The 16,079-nt window shown below is 27.6% G+C and carries 16 protein-coding genes; 11 read left to right on the top strand and 5 right to left on the bottom strand.

Annotated elements, in window-relative coordinates:
• Positions 1-122 precede the first annotated feature (122 nt).
• Together rpmE and QZ306_RS00520 are read left to right on the top strand one after the other, a co-directional pair.
• On the top strand, positions 123-326 hold the full coding sequence (gene rpmE / locus QZ306_RS00515; RefSeq protein WP_295159577.1) for a 50S ribosomal protein L31: 204 nt from the start codon (positions 123-125) through the stop codon (positions 324-326).
• A 190-nt stretch (positions 327-516) separates the two neighbouring features.
• Positions 517-1,221 (top strand): phenylalanine--tRNA ligase beta subunit-related protein, encoded by a 705-nt coding sequence (locus QZ306_RS00520; RefSeq protein WP_295159580.1) that lies wholly within the window; start codon positions 517-519, stop codon positions 1,219-1,221.
• Positions 1,222-1,280: 59 nt separating this feature from the next.
• On the opposite strand, the gene QZ306_RS00525 is transcribed toward QZ306_RS00520, so the two are convergent.
• Positions 1,281-2,465: a cation:dicarboxylase symporter family transporter gene (locus QZ306_RS00525; RefSeq protein WP_295159583.1), complete on the bottom strand. Its 1,185-nt coding sequence runs from the start codon at positions 2,463-2,465 to the stop codon at positions 1,281-1,283.
• Between the two features lie 226 nt (positions 2,466-2,691).
• Between QZ306_RS00525 and ispF the strand changes: the two genes are divergently transcribed.
• Together ispF and QZ306_RS00535 are read left to right on the top strand one after the other, a co-directional pair.
• Positions 2,692-3,168, top strand: a complete 477-nt coding sequence (gene ispF / locus QZ306_RS00530; protein WP_295159585.1) for a 2-C-methyl-D-erythritol 2,4-cyclodiphosphate synthase — start codon at positions 2,692-2,694, stop codon at positions 3,166-3,168.
• Positions 3,169-3,184: 16 nt separating this feature from the next.
• Entirely contained in the window at positions 3,185-4,153 is a 969-nt protein-coding gene (locus QZ306_RS00535; RefSeq protein WP_295159586.1) for a squalene/phytoene synthase family protein, read from the top strand.
• Between the two features lie 115 nt (positions 4,154-4,268).
• On the opposite strand, the gene ybeY is transcribed toward QZ306_RS00535, so the two are convergent.
• Genes ybeY through QZ306_RS00550 form a run of 3 tightly spaced genes read right to left on the bottom strand, consistent with a single transcriptional unit; the run spans position 4,269 to position 7,817 of the window.
• A complete protein-coding gene (ybeY, locus tag QZ306_RS00540) occupies positions 4,269-4,721 on the bottom strand; it encodes an rRNA maturation RNase YbeY (protein WP_295159588.1) in 453 nt (150 codons plus the stop codon).
• Between the two features lie 4 nt (positions 4,722-4,725).
• Positions 4,726-7,116, bottom strand: a complete 2,391-nt coding sequence (locus QZ306_RS00545; RefSeq protein WP_295159591.1) for an HDIG domain-containing metalloprotein — start codon at positions 7,114-7,116, stop codon at positions 4,726-4,728.
• Positions 7,117-7,157: 41 nt separating this feature from the next.
• Positions 7,158-7,817: a PhoH family protein gene (locus QZ306_RS00550; protein WP_295159594.1), complete on the bottom strand. Its 660-nt coding sequence runs from the start codon at positions 7,815-7,817 to the stop codon at positions 7,158-7,160.
• 43 nt (positions 7,818-7,860) lie between these two features.
• On the opposite strand from QZ306_RS00550, the gene QZ306_RS00555 reads away from it, so the two are divergent.
• Positions 7,861-8,133, top strand: a complete 273-nt coding sequence (locus QZ306_RS00555; RefSeq protein WP_295159597.1) for a hypothetical protein — start codon at positions 7,861-7,863, stop codon at positions 8,131-8,133.
• Positions 8,134-8,522: 389 nt separating this feature from the next.
• On the opposite strand, the gene QZ306_RS00560 is transcribed toward QZ306_RS00555, so the two are convergent.
• Positions 8,523-9,566: an ankyrin repeat domain-containing protein gene (locus QZ306_RS00560; RefSeq protein WP_295159600.1), complete on the bottom strand. Its 1,044-nt coding sequence runs from the start codon at positions 9,564-9,566 to the stop codon at positions 8,523-8,525.
• 199 nt (positions 9,567-9,765) lie between these two features.
• On the opposite strand from QZ306_RS00560, the gene QZ306_RS00565 reads away from it, so the two are divergent.
• From QZ306_RS00565 to QZ306_RS00590, 6 genes are all read left to right on the top strand, one after another.
• A complete protein-coding gene (locus QZ306_RS00565) occupies positions 9,766-10,188 on the top strand; it encodes a hypothetical protein (RefSeq protein ID WP_295159602.1) in 423 nt (140 codons plus the stop codon).
• Between the two features lie 148 nt (positions 10,189-10,336).
• Positions 10,337-12,574 (top strand): glycoside hydrolase family 2 TIM barrel-domain containing protein, encoded by a 2,238-nt coding sequence (locus QZ306_RS00570; RefSeq protein ID WP_295159605.1) that lies wholly within the window; start codon positions 10,337-10,339, stop codon positions 12,572-12,574.
• Between the two features lie 53 nt (positions 12,575-12,627).
• A complete protein-coding gene (locus QZ306_RS00575; RefSeq protein ID WP_295159607.1) occupies positions 12,628-13,068 on the top strand; it encodes a MarR family transcriptional regulator in 441 nt (146 codons plus the stop codon).
• A 66-nt stretch (positions 13,069-13,134) separates the two neighbouring features.
• Positions 13,135-13,563 (top strand): YkgJ family cysteine cluster protein, encoded by a 429-nt coding sequence (locus QZ306_RS00580; protein ID WP_295159609.1) that lies wholly within the window; start codon positions 13,135-13,137, stop codon positions 13,561-13,563.
• A gap of 8 nt (positions 13,564-13,571) precedes the next feature.
• A complete protein-coding gene (locus tag QZ306_RS00585; RefSeq protein WP_295159612.1) occupies positions 13,572-15,041 on the top strand; it encodes a radical SAM protein in 1,470 nt (489 codons plus the stop codon).
• A gap of 81 nt (positions 15,042-15,122) precedes the next feature.
• Positions 15,123-16,076, top strand: a complete 954-nt coding sequence (locus tag QZ306_RS00590; protein WP_295159615.1) for a peptidylprolyl isomerase — start codon at positions 15,123-15,125, stop codon at positions 16,074-16,076.
• Positions 16,077-16,079 lie beyond the last annotated feature (3 nt).

Raw genomic sequence — 16,079 nt, forward strand, 5'->3', positions numbered from 1 at the left:
GGTTCATAGCAAGTTTATAGCATTTAAAAATTATTATTATATGCTATTGCAAAAATAAGTATTTATAATATAATATACGCTACCTATGATTTATTATTTTACTTTTTAATGGAGATGCAAAAATGAAAAAAAATATACATCCACAATATTTTGAAACAGATGTAAACTGTGCTTGCGGAGCTAATTTTAAAATTCACTCTGTGCAAAAGAGTTTGCATGTAGATATTTGTCATAACTGCCACCCTTTCTTTACAGGCAAACAGAAAATTCTTGACACTGCAGGAAGAGTTGATAAGTTCAAAAAACGTTACGGCTTAAAAAAATAATTCATTATAAAGAATTAATGCCGATTTGCATTACAGTAATTAGTTTAAGTTTAAATTATTATAAGTTTAAACTAATTATACAGTTATCATAAATTAGTTTTTATATTTGAATATCAAAGCCTCTGATTTTTATAGTTCATTCTTTTATTACTTACAGTTTATCATTAAATCATTGTTTTAAGGAATTATTATGAAATTTATTATAGAGAATAAAGTATTTGAAATTTTGGATAATTTATGCGTGGCTTTAGTTATTGCTGAAGGAATAAATAATACTGAAAAAAATGATGAAATATCTTCTATCTTTAAGGAAAATATTTTAAAAGCTCAGTCCGATTTTGAAAATATTAAAGTAAAAGAAATCAAATCTATTAAATGCTACAGAGATGCTTTTCAGAAATTAAATATAAATCCTAATAAATTTATGTGTTCTATAGAAGCCCTTCTTACTAGAATATCAAAGAAAAAAGGAATGCCTGAGATAAATTCAGCGGTGGATTTAGTTAATGCCGTTTCCATTAAATATAAGCTTCCTATGGGAGCTCATGATTTAGATTCTATGAATAATCAAGATTTCTGTATAAGATATTCAGTTAATAACGATTCATTTATTCCTTTTGGAGAAACAAATTCAGAAAAGGTTGATAATAATGAATTAGTATATGCAGTATCGAATGATGTAAGAACTAGAAGATGGATATGGAGGCAGAGCGAACATGGGAAAATTACTGAAAGCTCTTCTAATATAATATTTCCAATAGATGCTTTTGCAGGTATTAATGATGATATTGCTGTTAAAGCCAGAGACGAGCTCAGCGTATTATTATCAAAGTTTTTTAACTGCAGTATAAAAACTGCATTTATAGATTCTGAAAATAATTATACAGAGTTTTAGTATAAAAAAAGAGATAGTTATTTTTAATATTTTAATAAAACTATCTCTTTTATTATTATTTAAGCTTCGGTTTCTTTTTTTATTTTAGTTTTATAGAACCAATCTATAAATACTGCTATAGCATTATCTCCCGATACATTAGCTGCTGTGCCGAAAGAGTCCTGAGTTAAATATAATGCAATCATAAGTCCCTGCAATTCTTCTCCCGTAATTCCAATCATATACAGAAAAGGCAATGCACTCATAACTGCGCCTCCTGGAGCTCCCGGAGCTGCTATCATAGCAATTCCAAGCATAAGTATAAAAGGAAGTATGGAATTGTAAACAGGATTTTGTCCTAAAATTAATATAACGGCAGTAGAACAGCAGATTAATGTTATCATAGAGCCTGCCAAGTGTATAGTTGCGCAAAGAGGTATTACAAAATTTCTTATTTGTTCGCTTACTCCGTTTTTTTCGGCTGCTATAAGACTTATAGGTATTGTAGCGGCGCTGCTTTGAGTACCTACAGCGGTAAAATAGGGAGGTATTTGATTTTTTATAAGCATTATAGGAGATTTTTTTCCTATAGCTCCTGCAATTATAAATAAAGCTGTTATATAGAGTATATGAAGAACAATAACTACAGCAAATACTTTTCCGAATATTATAAGTATATGCTGTATGCTTCCCGCATAAGCCAGATTTGCAAATGTTCCTAAAATATGCAAAGGCAGTATGGGAATAATAATATTTTTAAGTATTGCCTGTATAACTTCCTCAGAATCTTTTATTATAGAAAATAATTCAGCGCCCTGTCTTTTAGGTCTAAGCATTGTTATTCCTATTCCAAGTATAAATGCAAATATTACGGCAGAAGTAACATCAAATAATGGTTTAAGAGGTATTGTAAAATAGCTTTGCAGTCCAGATTCTATTTTTACACTGTTTAGGCTTGCTGCTCCCAAAAGCGACGGAAATAGATTTGAAGCTGTGAAAAATGCTATGCTTCCAGCTATTAATGTGGATGCATAAGATATAATTACAGTAATTCCTATTAGCTTTGAAGCTCCTTCAGTTAAACTTGATATGCCATATCCTATAAAAGCAACTATCATCAAAGGTATTATAAAATTCAGAAATAAACTGAATATACCGCTTATAGTTATAAATATTCTTACTGCAGGTGCAGGAAGAAATATACCTATTAATATACCTAAAATTATGGCTATTATGATCCTAGGTAAAAGACCTATTTTTTTCATTTGATGTCTCCATTATATTTTTCTATGTAAAGTAGTATATAATTTTTTTTTATGTATTCAATTTAATATATAATTTTTTTAATCTATTTGATTATTTTAATTATTAATTAATTAGTATTTAAATATTTATAATACACTTAATACATATTAATGATTCATAAAATAATTTGACAAATTAATCTATTTTTGTATAATTTATAAATATAAAAAACATGGAAATTACTAAATGAGAATAGGTTATGGTTATGATTCGCATATATTTGCAGAGAATCGTAAGCTTATATTGGCAGGTATCGAAATACCTTATGAATTCGGTCTTAAAGGACATTCTGATGCTGATGCGGTAATTCATTCATTAATAGATTCTATATTTGGGGCGTTGGCATTAGGAGATATAGGAAGTCATTTTTCGGATAATGATAATAAATATAAAGATATATCATCTGTAATATTACTTAAAAAAACGGTTTCAATAATGAAAGAAAATAATTATTCTATTGTTAATACTGATATTACAATTATTCTGGAAAAGCCTAAATTAAGAGATTATACGAACTCTATGAGAGAAAATCTATCTGGAATTTTAGAAACCAATATAAAAAATATTTCCATAAAAGCTAAAACTAATGAGAAAATGGATTCTATAGGCAGAGGAGAGGGGGTTGCTGTTCATTGCGTATCATTGTTGAAAAGAATAAAATAAAGACTTAGGAAAATATATGGCGACAAAAATTAATACAAAATATTTACTTGACTTAGTTTCAAGAAGTTTTGCTCTTACTATACCATTGCTTGATAAAAATAAAAAGAATAAGGTGGAAATACAATATCTGCTTGCTAGAATAATAGATACTATAGAAGATTCAACTCATAGTGCTGAGGATAAAGAAACATTGATAACAGGTTTTATAAATATATTAAAAACGGAGAATATAGATAATTTAGAAAATTTAAAAAAAATAGTTATAGAAAATTCCATTAATGAAAATGATAAAGTATTAATAGAAAATATTGATATAGTATTAAAATCATTTTTCACTTTCAGGTATGATATAAAAAATATGTCTGTTTCATATTTAAGAGAAATGGGATACGGTATGATTTACTATCAGGATCATATTATATCTTCATTTGAAGATTTAGACGATTATTGTTATTATGTTGCAGGAACCGTTGGGCTTTATCTTACAGAACTTGCAAAAATATTGGATAATATGGAATTAGATAAAGATAAAGCTAAAAGTCTTGGAAGGTTTTTGCAGAAAGTAAATATTATTAAAGATGCTAAATTGGACTATAAAGAAAAAAGGGTATTTTGGCCGCTGAGTTTATTTGATAATGAGAATCCTGCTCCATATTTTGAAGACGGCGCTTATATGGATAAATCTATGGAAATTCTGTCAAAAATGATAGATTCTGTTATGACTGAGTTTAAAGATTCAATTGAATATATTATGTCTATAGATAAAAAAGCTTTAGGGTACAGGCATTTTTGTTTAGTTGCGGTTTTAATGGGTTATGAAACAATAAAACTTATGAAAAATAATTATAATATATTTATGGGTGAAGCTGTAAAAATACCTAAAAAAAATGTTTTGGAAATAGCTGCAAAGGTTAAATCTGATTTTTACACCAATAAAAAATTAGAAGATTTATTGGAAAAAGAAGCGGAAATAAAAGAATCTTAAATTCATAAAAATATTAATTTTTTATTATTGCCAATAAAAATTGTTCGCTTAAAGTTTCTGTCATTCTTGCGAATGCCAGAAGCTCACAATTTTCATAATTTAATCTTAGTAATATTTAAAAATTATAATTTACTTTTATTTTTTTGCTTCTATTTTCTTTTATGGCATCTATTACGCTGTTATACAGAGTTTTCATTTTCTCATTATTTTCTATTAAAGATTTTTTGGTATAATTATGATGTATTCCTTTCAAATGCAGTACGGAATGTATAATTAATTTCAATATAGCTTTTTTCACTTTAGTTTGAGGATATCTATTTATAACCCACTCATAAGAAATAACTATATCTCCGCCTTCGTCAATACCTCCCATAGAAAATGTTAATACATCTGTTGATTTATTTTTATTTCTAAAATTATTATTAAGCTTTTTTATATACTCATCATAACAAAAAAGTAAATTTACATCTCCTTTAATTTCTGCTTTTTTCAATGAAAAATATAAAAAATATCTGTAGTATTTTAAATCAATATTATAATCCGTTTCATTAAAAACATTAATTTTCATAATTTTATTTCTTAATAGTTTCTTTTGTATATTTTTTACTATTGCCGTATTTTAATTCTTTTTCTTCTTTTTCATTTTTATGTTTTATCGGAGTCTTTTTTGATATTTTTTCTTTTATATTATCCGCTCTTTTTTTTACTTTACTAATATTTTCTTTAGAATCCATATCTTCATTATCTTCTTTAGACTCTTCTTCTGGAAGCTTAGGATATTTAATTCTTTCATGAAGAGAAATTATTATTTTTTGGAATGTAATTCTTTTAATTATTTCTATATCTTTTAAAGTAAGTCCGCTGTCATTTAATTCACCCTGAGCCATTTTATCATCAACAATATTATCTATAAGCATCTGCAAATCTTCTCTTTTAGGCGAATCTAAAGTTCTGCTTGCGGCTTCTACGGAATCTAATATCATAAGAATAGCAGTTATTTTAGACTGAGGAGCAGGACCCTGATATGTGAATAAATTCAAATCAACATCTGGATTTTCTTTTAAAGCCTCTACATAAAAGTATTTTATCAAACTAGTTCCATGATGCTCCCTTATCGCCGCAATAACCTCTTTAGGAAGTCTGTATTTTTTAGCTATTTCAATTCCCAAACGGACATGGGCTTTTACTATAGAAGCGGAAAGAGTAGGCTTTAATTTATTATGTCTATTCTCATTTCTATTTGAGTTCTCTATATAATATAAAGGATTTTCCATTTTTCCTATATCATGATAGTATGCAGATACACATGCAAGTCTGGCATCTTCGCCTATCTCTTCTGCTATAGTTTCAACCAGATTAGCCATGCTTATTGAATGGTGATAGGTACCAGGAGCTTTCATCTGCAATTGTCTAAGAAGCGGGTTATTCAAATCTGAAAGCTCCTGAAGTCTGAATATAGTAGCAGTTTCAAGCATATATTCGCAAATCGGAAGAAATATCATAACAAATATAGACTGAGTAAATCCGCTTGCAAAAGAAAATACAAAAGTTAAATAAGTTATCTTCATATTGCTGTTAAGAAACATTCCAACTAAAGACATAACACTCAAATATGCCCCTATGAGCAATCCTATCCAAAGAATAGCATATCTATTATTAATTTTTCTTGACAGTATAGACACAAATACGGATATAACAAATAATGCAGATATTTCAAATATGCCTGCCTGAGCTATATTAGCTGCAAGCACTGTTATGCATAATGTTATTATAGATGATATACCTCTTTTAGCTCCAAGCAAAGAGTTTATAATGCTGAACATAGGTATAAATGTGTAAATATAAAAAGGCATAGAAATATCTGGTATCTTATATGATATATGATTATAGAATATATATGATATTGCAATTATGATGGCATACTCCGCCGAAAACAGAAGAAAATTTTTAAAATTGATATAAAAAGGTATTTTATATTTAAAAATAATAAATCCTATAAATATAAAAAGCATTAAAATAAATAAAGCCTGACCTACCAAAACAGATATATTATAGCTTTCAAAATTATTTCCGAATAAATCTCTTATAAATTCTGCTTTTTCTTCGGTTACTCTGTCTCCTACTTTCAAAATAGAAAAACCTTTTTTTATTAAATTATAAACAGGCTCAACACTGTATTTTATAGAATTAATTTTTTCTTTAGTTTTTGCAGAATTATATATCAGATTATCTCTTAAAAATACATTTACTATAGAAGATATTGTGTTTATATGATTAATGCTTAAATTCCTGTATTTAGCTGCTATAATTGAAGGAAGCTCAATTCTTAAATCCTCCAAAAAAAACACTCTGTTTCTAGGAAGCAGTTTTTCTTCAATTATATAATTATCAAAGCTGTATATAAATATTCCATTATCCAATATTAAACTTAATGTATCTGAACTTAAGCTCACCCTTGATATAATTCCAACATCAAATAATTCTTTAATGGTTTCTATTACCTTGTTTTCATAACCAATATTAAGTTCATTAACTACAGCATTAGAAAATACGGATTTATTTATAGGCTCATCATATAGAATAACGAATTGATTATATATTTCATCAATAGGAACTTCATTATCATACGATATTCTCATAAAAGAAAACATATTGCTTATTTTTGATATGATTTCATACTCTATACTTTTAGGCATATCAAATACTGGAGATATGGTTGATTCCATATAATAAATAACTCTTTCTGTTTCTTCTTTATTTTCATATTTAACATTTTGTTTTACTATTAAAGGTTGTTTTACAATATCTCCAACAGGCGGAATTTCAACTTTCTGTATATATGTAGGAAATACCAGAAACAAAGTAAAAGCATACAATATTACAGAGATAATTAACTGCATAATCCTTTCTATATTCGGCGGTTTATTTAAAACTGATTTCATTGCTTTTTTATTAATATTCATAATCAACAATACCTTTTTTTCAAAAATATAAAATTTATTTATTATAAATCGGCATTATCATAAGCTTCTAATATTTTAGAAACTAAATGATGCCTTATAACATCTTTTTTTTCAAAATGATGAAAACCAATTCCTTTGATATCTTTTAATATTCTTAAAGCATGCTCAAGACCTGACTGCACATTATTAGACAGATCGCTTTGAGATATATCCCCTGTAATAACTGCCTTAGATTTATAGCCTATCCTGCTTAAAAACATTTTCATCTGAGATATGGTAGTATTCTGCGCCTCGTCAAGAATAATAAAAGATCTGTTTAGAGTTCTTCCTCTCATATAGGCTAAAGGGGCAGACTCTATTTTACCCTCTTCCATATATTTTGATATCATATCGTTTGAAAGAATGCCGTATAATGAATCGTAAATAGGACGCATATAGGGAGAAATTTTTTCTTTGAAATCCCCTGGTAAATATCCTAAGCTTTCCCCTGCCTCCACAACAGGTCTTGTTATTATTATACGCTCTGCTTTTCCTTCTGCAAGTAAATTTACTGCAAAAGCAACAGAAAGAAAAGTCTTTCCCGTACCTGCGGCGCCTGTAGAAAATACTATATCATTTCTCTGCATTTTATATAAATACTCGCCTTGAGATATAGTTTTCATTTCTATGCTTCTTCCTAAATACGGAAGTTTTATATGCATTGATATTAATTGATTTTCCTTATCATTATTAACATTATCAGCTATGCTTATAACTTTTTGCGGATTTATCTCTGATGAAGAGTTATATAAATCTTTTAATATATATAAAACTTTGATTGTATCTTCTACTTTACCGAAACTGCCTTCAATAGTTAACTCATTTCCCTTAGGATATATGGAAACATCAAATTTTTCCTCTAATATGCTTATATTAGAATCGTTAATGCCGCATATTGAAATAAAAGATTCATTATCTTTAAATTTTACTTTATTATCTAATATATTTCTGTTAATTATACAAAATCCTTCTAATTAAAATCAAATCATATTATAATAGTACATAAAATTATACTATTGTCAATATAAACTAAAAAAATATCTTGATTTTATATTGAATAATTATTGATTTAAATATAACAAAAAATATATTGAAATTATAATTTCTTATTATTGCTAATAAAAATTGTTCGCTTAAAGTTTCTGTCATTCTTGCGAATGCCAGAAGCTCACAATTTTCATAATTTAATCTTAGTAATATTTAAAAATTATAATTTATTATGAAAAAATCCGCTGAAAAACTTTTATAATATAATGCTGGTATTGCGGAAAAAGATGAAGATAAAATTTCAAAACCTGCTGAATATGATGTTACATATATTTCTGAAAAAATTCTAATCCCATAAAATAAAAAACTGTAAAATAAAACTATTTTGTATATTCATCAAAAAATTTTATTATATCATCTCTTTTCTTTTTTGCAGCTATTCTGTAAGCCGTATTTCCGTATCTGTTTCTGTCTTTAGGATTTGCTCCGGCTTTTAAAAGTTCTTCTATTATATTTATAGGAGTGCCTATAATTCTGTATACTTTTTTATTTAAATTAGTATCTTCAATAGGTGATTCATATTCATACATTACAGCCCTTATTAAAACATTATTCCCATTTCTGTCATGGGCATTAACATCAGCTCCAAGCTCTATTAATTTCTTTATTAATTCAAAATCAGTCTGCTTTTTTTCTATTAAACACATAAGCAGAGTTTTTCCGTCGCTCATACGATATGAATTGATATCCGCCCCTAAATTAATATATTCGTTAAATATTCTGCTGTCAAAATTTGAATCTGCATTGTATATAATACTTTCGTTTAAATTGCTTGCACCTGCATTAACTAATTCTCTTATTATATCAATATTAGTAGAAGCTGTTAATGGCGATTTTCTCTCAGCTCCTTTATAATCTCTGTACAATTCTATATATGCCATTGTATTAACATTAGCCCCCAATTCTATCAGATATTTTACAACCTCAAGATTATTCCCTTCACATGCCGATACTAAGGCTGAATTAATATCTTTAGCCCCCAAATCAATAAGTTTTTCAGCAATATTTAATTGTCCTCCGAAAGCGGCATAGGATAAAGCAGTATTATAATTAACCGTTCCTGCATTCATTATCTTTTCAGCAATATTCCAATATCCTTGCGCACAGGAGATATAGAATGCAAATTCAAAATCTTTTGCGCCGAAATCTAATAATTCATTAACTATTTCTATATTTCCAATCTGAGCAGCATACATTAAAGGACTCATACCATATTTTATATTATACCAATCTAAATTAACACCGTCTCTTAATAAAGTTCTTATTTTATCAATATCATTATTTTTTATGCCTTCCATTAGATCATCATTCTGAGAAAATGAAAAATTAAATGCTATAAGTAATAGAGTAATTATTTTTTTCATTATAAAATCCAAGCTGTAAATACCGTTTCTATTATCGGAAATAATATAAATTTATAAAATTATAAATAAAATCCGCTAAATAGTAAACATAACATCAAATATAAATATAATGCATATTGATATTTATTTGTATAGGTTTATAATTTATTTATTATGGGTAGCAGTGATAAAATTAAATATTTAAGAGGTATAATATTTTATGGAAATAAGTATTCGTAATAATGCCCCTTATATGAGAAATAACAGCACTGTAAAGAATAATATTAATAATATTGTTCAGGAAGCAAGCCAGAAAACTCCGATAAGTGAGGTCGGAGTATGTAAAACTTGTTCCTCAAGAACATATCAGGACGGCTCTAATGATATAGGCGTATCTTTTAAAAGCCCTACCCATATAGATCCTTCAAGCGCGCCTTCTATGGTTGCATCGCATGAACAGGAGCATGTTGCCAATAATAAAAGAGCTGCAGAAAAAAGCGGAGGCGAAGTAATTTTCCAAAATGTAACATTATCCACTAATATATGTCCTGAATGCAAAAGAGTTTATGTTTCAGGAGGAGTTACGAAAGCTGCTATAGCAAGCTTTTCTTCTAAAGGAAATGTCATTGATACCTATGCTTAAAAATATTAAATAAACTTCAAATTATATTAAAGTTTTTATAATCATAATTTAAAGAAAATATAAAAATATTTTTATAAAACTTTCATTGATTTTTATTTTTTTAAATTATAGAATATCTGACATAATAACTTTTGGAGTATCTGTCAAAATGAGAGAGATTATTAATTTCAATACCAATTGGAAATTTTATAAAGAATGGAATGATAATATAAAAACCAATGCGCAGTTAAAAGGAGAAAATATAACATTACCTCATACGGTTTCGGAAATACCTCTTCATTATTTTGATGAATCAAGTACTTGGCTTGTTTCAGGCTATCAAAATATATTTAATTATAATAAATTAAAATTAAAGAATAAAAGAATACTTATTAATTTTGAAGGTGCTATGGCTCTAGCCGAAGTATTTGTAAATAATAAAAGTTTCGGCGAACATAAGGGCGGGTATCTGCCTTTTATATATGATATAACGGAAGTTTTGAAGGAAGGAGATAATATCATAGCCGTAAAATTGGACAGCACGGAAAGAAAAGATATACCTCCGTTCGGAAATGAAATAGATTATTTATGCTATGGGGGAATATACAGAGAGGTTCAGATAATTATAGCAGATGAGGTTTCTATAGAAAATGTAATGCTTTCAGGTACAGCTGAAAAAAATATAACTGGAAAAATAAGAATAAGAAACAGTAAAAAAGAAAGTTTAAAATACACAGTATATATTAATCTATATAATAAAGAATATCATATATGCGAAATAAAAAAAGAAATAATATTAAAAAAAGATGAATTATTTACAGAAATTAAAATAAATGAAAATATAAACTCAGATAAAATAGAACTTTGGAATATTAATAATCCGAAGCTTTATAGACTGGAAGCATGTATTTCTAATGAAGATAATAAAGATTTAGTTTCCATAAAAATAGGCTTCAGAGATGTCAAGTTTACGGAAAACGGTTTCTTTTTAAATGGAGAGAAAATAAAATTAATAGGGTTAAACAGGCATCAAAGTTTCCCTTATACAGGATATGCTATGCCTGAAAGAATACAGAAAAAAGATGCGGACATATTAAAATTTGATTTAGGGCTTAATATAGTACGCTCATCTCATTATCCAGCTTCAAGACATTTTTTAGACAGATGCGATGAAATAGGATTAATGGTTTTTGAAGAGATACCTGGCTGGCAGCATATAGGCGGTAAAGAATGGCAGAAAATTTCTATAGAGAATGTAAAAGATATGATAGAAAGAGATTTTCATCATGCTTCAATAATTATATGGGGTGTAAGAATAAATGAAAGTCAGGATAATCATAATTTTTATAAAAAGACCAATAAAACAGCGCATAAATTAGATGAAACCAGACAAACAGGCGGAGTAAGATATATAACTGGAAGCGAACTTTTAGAAGATGTATATACTGTAAATGATTTTAATTATGACGGTATCGCAGATCCCATAAAAGCTCAGAAAAATGTAACAAAATTGGATAAAAATGTTCCGTATATGATAACTGAATATAATGGACATATGTTTCCTGCAAAAATGCAGGACTGTGAAGAGAGATTAATAGAACATACAAAAAGACATTTTGAAATAATTAATGCCGTTGCAATAGACGATAATATTTCAGGCTGCACAGGCTGGTGCGCTTTTGATTATCATACGCATTATAATTTCGGTTCGGGAGACAGAATATGCTATCATGGGGTTTATGATATGTTTAGAAACCCAAAGCCTGCGGCAAATGTATATTCTTCTCAGATTAGTAAAGAAAATAAAATAATATTAGAGCCCATAACCATATATGCCAGAGGAGAAAGATCTATAGGAGGAATATCTCCTTTAACTGTTGCTACAAACTGCGATTATGTTGAACTATATTACAGAGATAAGCTTTTACTGAAAGAATATCCTGCAGCCGGAAAATATCAGGGATTGAAACATGCCCCTGTAATATTAACTATGGAAGTTAATGTACCAGGTGTAAGTGATATGGGCTGGGGAGATCTTAAAATAATAGGATATATAGACAAAAAAGCTGTTATAGAAAAAAACTATTTAAGCAATCCCATATTTTCAAGTTTAAAATTAACCGCAGATGACTATGAAATAAAATCCGTAAATAAAGGTTCTTCTTGGGATTCTACCAGAATAACAGTAAAAGCATCGGATACGGCAGGAAACAGACTTCCTTATATAAACGAAGCTATATGCATAAAGGTAAAAGGATGCGGAGAGTTAATAGGAAATGATAATCCTGTACTAGAAGGCGGCTATTATTCTTTTTGGGTAAGATCAAATACTAAAAAAGGAAGTATAAAAATTACCGTAAAAAATAAAAGAGTTAAAGCTTCTTCAATTGAAATAAAAGTAAAATAATATTTATTATTACTGCTGATAAATTAATGTAATAATGTATAATAGGAAAAATTATGAAAAATGAAGATATTAGAGAATATATAAAAATAATATATGATTTTTGGTATACATCTGATAGATTTTATTATTTATGGGCTAAGCAATACGGAATAACGGATTTGGCTTTATTTACATTATCTATAATTTACAGCAGCAAAGAATGCGTTCAAAATACTATTACGGAAAGATTATCCGTTCCTAAGCAGACCGTTTGCTCAATATTGGATAACTTTGAAAAAAAAGGATATATCAAAAAAAAGATTAATCCGCAAGATAAAAGAAACAGATTAATAAGTTTAACCAAAAAAGGAAACACATTTGCAGAGCCCATATTAAAAGAATTAGAAAAATTAGATATCTCAATGTTTAAATGCATGTCTGAAAATGAAATAAGAAATTATATTGAATCTCAGAAAAAACTTATAGCATTTATGGAAAATTATTTTAATAATTAAAATATTGAATTTAACAAAATAATTAATATAATAATTAAATCAATTATTTTAAAAGGCGGTTTGATTTTGAAAGTTAATTTATTAAAAGACAGAAAAGAAAAAGTAAGCGAAAAATTATGTGCAGACTGCAATTCATTATGCTGTCATGATTTGGTTATGGAAATATCTCCTCCTAAAAATGAAAGCGAGCTTAATACATTAAAATGGTATCTGCATTTCAGACATTCTTTTATTTTTATATATGAAAATACTTGGTATCATATGATAAGAAGCGAATGCAGGTATCTTGATAAAAAAACTTATTTATGTAGAAATTATGAAAACAGAAATGAGATTTGTTCAAAACATAGTCCGCCGAAATGCGAAAGATATGAAGAGTGGTATAATATAATATTTGACGATCAATATGCATTAGAACAATATGTATATGAAAATAAAGTTATTAAGAAAAAAGGAAGCAGCTCAAAAAGAAAATCTGACAAAAAAATTAAATAGTTTAAAACATGAAAAAAAAAGAAATAAAGAAAGTCTGCATAACATATCCTCCTTTTGAATATAATAACGGATATCCGCTGATGTCTTTAAATAGGCAGTTTCAATGGCTGAAAAATCCGTCATACTCATATCCTATAATACCGTCTTATGCCGCAACATTATTAAAAAATAACGGAATCAATGTAGTATTCCTTGACACTATAGTAAGAAATATAACAACTATAGAATGGTTTAATAATATCAATGAAATAATGCCCGATATCATATTTTTTGAAGTAAAAACTCCAATTATAAATTATATTTGGGATACTGTTGAAACATTAAAAAATAAATATGAAAATATCTATATAGTTTTAGCGGGAGATCATGTCACCGCTTTACCCGAAGAAAGTCTGCAGAAATCTAAAGCGGATTTTATATTAACTGGAGGCGATTATGATTTTCTATTTTTAAGTTTAGTTAATCATATTAATAAAGGCGAAAAATTAGCTAAAGGAATATATTATAAAACATCCAACGGCAATATAAAAAATACGGGAAAATTTGAACTTGAAGAATCTTTGGATATGCTCCCATTTATAGACAGAAATCTTACAAACTGGAAATTATATTCAAAAAGAAATGAATATTTCAAAAAAACACCTGGTACTTTTATAATGTCTGCAAGAGGCTCCATATACAATAGTTATAACAGCAACTCTTCAAGTATTCTATTTAATAATGTCAGAGTAAGAAATCCGATTAATGTTATAGATGAAATAGAATATTTAAATAAGAGATATGCGATAAAAGAAATATTAGATACAAGCGTATATTTTCCTACAAATGAATGGCTTTCGTTATTCTGCGAAACTATGAAAGAAAGAAAACTGCATAAGAAACTTTATATAGACTGCTATGTTCATTTCGGCTCATTAGAATATCATGATTATAGAATGATGAAAAAATCTGGATTTAAAACAGTAATATTTAATTTGAATTCTGTAAATGCTGATATTTCAGAAAAATTCAGAATTGCCAATATGGAAGATATGACAGAGTCTATAAAAGCGGCAAAAAAAGCAGGATTATTTACAGATATAATGGTAAAAATAGGATATCCTTGGCAGACCGATGAAGATATCATAAGTACATTTAATATTATAAAATATTTAATGCTTAACGGATATGTAAATTTAATGAATGTTTCTATAATAATACCATATCCGGGTACAAAACTATTTCAATACTGCAATGAAAACGGGCTTATAAATACAAAAAATTGGTTTGACTATGACATGAGAAAAAGCATTATAAAATTGAATATAGATGATGAGGCAATATTTAAATATATAGGATATTTTTACAATTTATCTTTTAATCCTATATATATTATGCAGAAAATAAAAAACATAAGAGATATATATGATATAAAATATCATATAAAATTATTAAAAAATATACTTTCATATTATTTAGCTAATAATCAATATAAATAATGTAAATAAAATTTATACTTGCATATAATTTATTTTGATGATATCATTTTATTTAATAATTATAAGGATTAGTATTTATTGATGAAGAAAATATTTATTTTTGTACTATCTGTTATTTTTATACAAAGCGGCTTATTATTCAATGATGTAGTAAACAGCATTGTAGGAGTAGTAGGATCTATACCTATTACTTATGAAGATTTTTTAAGCAGAAAATCATTTCTGACATTACAGGCTAGATCCATAGGAAAAAAAATCAATGATGATATGGTTTATAAAGATTTAATAGAAGAAAGAATAATGTACTTAAAGCTGAAAGAATATAACTATGTAATAGAAGAAAATGATGTAAATAAAAGATTAGAAAATATGGCAAAACAGTATAATATGAATTTAAATCAGTTAAAAAAACAGCTTATGGCTGAAGGAATTTCTTATGAAGAATATAAAAATACTATAAAAAAACAGATAGCTATTGAAAATTTAAATGGACTGGTTGTTAATAATACGGAAATTACAGATGAAGAAGCGGACGAATTTTATAATAATACTAAAGATAAGTCGGAATTTGAAGCAGACACTATAGTGGATCTTTCTTGGATATTATTTAAAGCCGCAACTTTCAAAGAAAAAGGAGAAAAACAGGAATTAGCAGGAAAAGTAAGAAATATGGCGGCAAGAGGGCTTGATTTTGCAGAACTTGCTAAGAAATACAGCGATGATGAAGCTACAAAAAATAACGGAGGCAGTTTGGGCTACAACCTGCTTTTTGATGCAGGTAAAAGATCTTTGCCCGCTCAGATAAATGCAGGTCTTAATTTGGCTAAAAGAGGATATAAAGAAGGTACTGTAAGCAGCGTAAGGGAATTGGTTGGAAAAGGATTTTATATAGTAAAAATAGTGGCAATAGAAAAGGATATGGAAAGCATAAGGGCAAGAGTAAAAAACTATCTTGCAGAATCTCGTATGAGAGAATCATTTATAAAATGGCTTGATGAAGAAACTAAAAGAGTATCCGTTCAAATTTATAAATAATAT

The organism is uncultured Brachyspira sp. (genome assembly GCF_910588665.1).
Taxonomy (GTDB): Bacteria; Spirochaetota; Brachyspiria; order Brachyspirales; family Brachyspiraceae; genus Brachyspira.

Bases quoted from the DNA above. Each gene is read 5' to 3' on its own strand.
- rpmE (WP_295159577.1), top strand. From the start codon at position 123: ATGAAAAAAAATATACATCCACAATATTTTGAAACAGATGTAAACTGT.
- QZ306_RS00520 (WP_295159580.1), top strand. From the start codon at position 517: ATGAAATTTATTATAGAGAATAAAGTATTTGAAATTTTGGATAATTTA.
- QZ306_RS00525 (WP_295159583.1), bottom strand. From the start codon at position 2,465: ATGAAAAAAATAGGTCTTTTACCTAGGATCATAATAGCCATAATTTTA.
- ispF (WP_295159585.1), top strand. From the start codon at position 2,692: ATGAGAATAGGTTATGGTTATGATTCGCATATATTTGCAGAGAATCGT.
- QZ306_RS00535 (WP_295159586.1), top strand. From the start codon at position 3,185: ATGGCGACAAAAATTAATACAAAATATTTACTTGACTTAGTTTCAAGA.
- ybeY (WP_295159588.1), bottom strand. From the start codon at position 4,721: ATGAAAATTAATGTTTTTAATGAAACGGATTATAATATTGATTTAAAA.
- QZ306_RS00545 (WP_295159591.1), bottom strand. From the start codon at position 7,116: ATGAATATTAATAAAAAAGCAATGAAATCAGTTTTAAATAAACCGCCG.
- QZ306_RS00550 (WP_295159594.1), bottom strand. From the start codon at position 7,817: ATGCATATAAAACTTCCGTATTTAGGAAGAAGCATAGAAATGAAAACT.
- QZ306_RS00555 (WP_295159597.1), top strand. From the start codon at position 7,861: ATGCTTATAACTTTTTGCGGATTTATCTCTGATGAAGAGTTATATAAA.
- QZ306_RS00560 (WP_295159600.1), bottom strand. From the start codon at position 9,566: ATGAAAAAAATAATTACTCTATTACTTATAGCATTTAATTTTTCATTT.
- QZ306_RS00565 (WP_295159602.1), top strand. From the start codon at position 9,766: ATGGAAATAAGTATTCGTAATAATGCCCCTTATATGAGAAATAACAGC.
- QZ306_RS00570 (WP_295159605.1), top strand. From the start codon at position 10,337: ATGAGAGAGATTATTAATTTCAATACCAATTGGAAATTTTATAAAGAA.
- QZ306_RS00575 (WP_295159607.1), top strand. From the start codon at position 12,628: ATGAAAAATGAAGATATTAGAGAATATATAAAAATAATATATGATTTT.
- QZ306_RS00585 (WP_295159612.1), top strand. From the start codon at position 13,572: ATGAAAAAAAAAGAAATAAAGAAAGTCTGCATAACATATCCTCCTTTT.
- QZ306_RS00590 (WP_295159615.1), top strand. From the start codon at position 15,123: ATGAAGAAAATATTTATTTTTGTACTATCTGTTATTTTTATACAAAGC.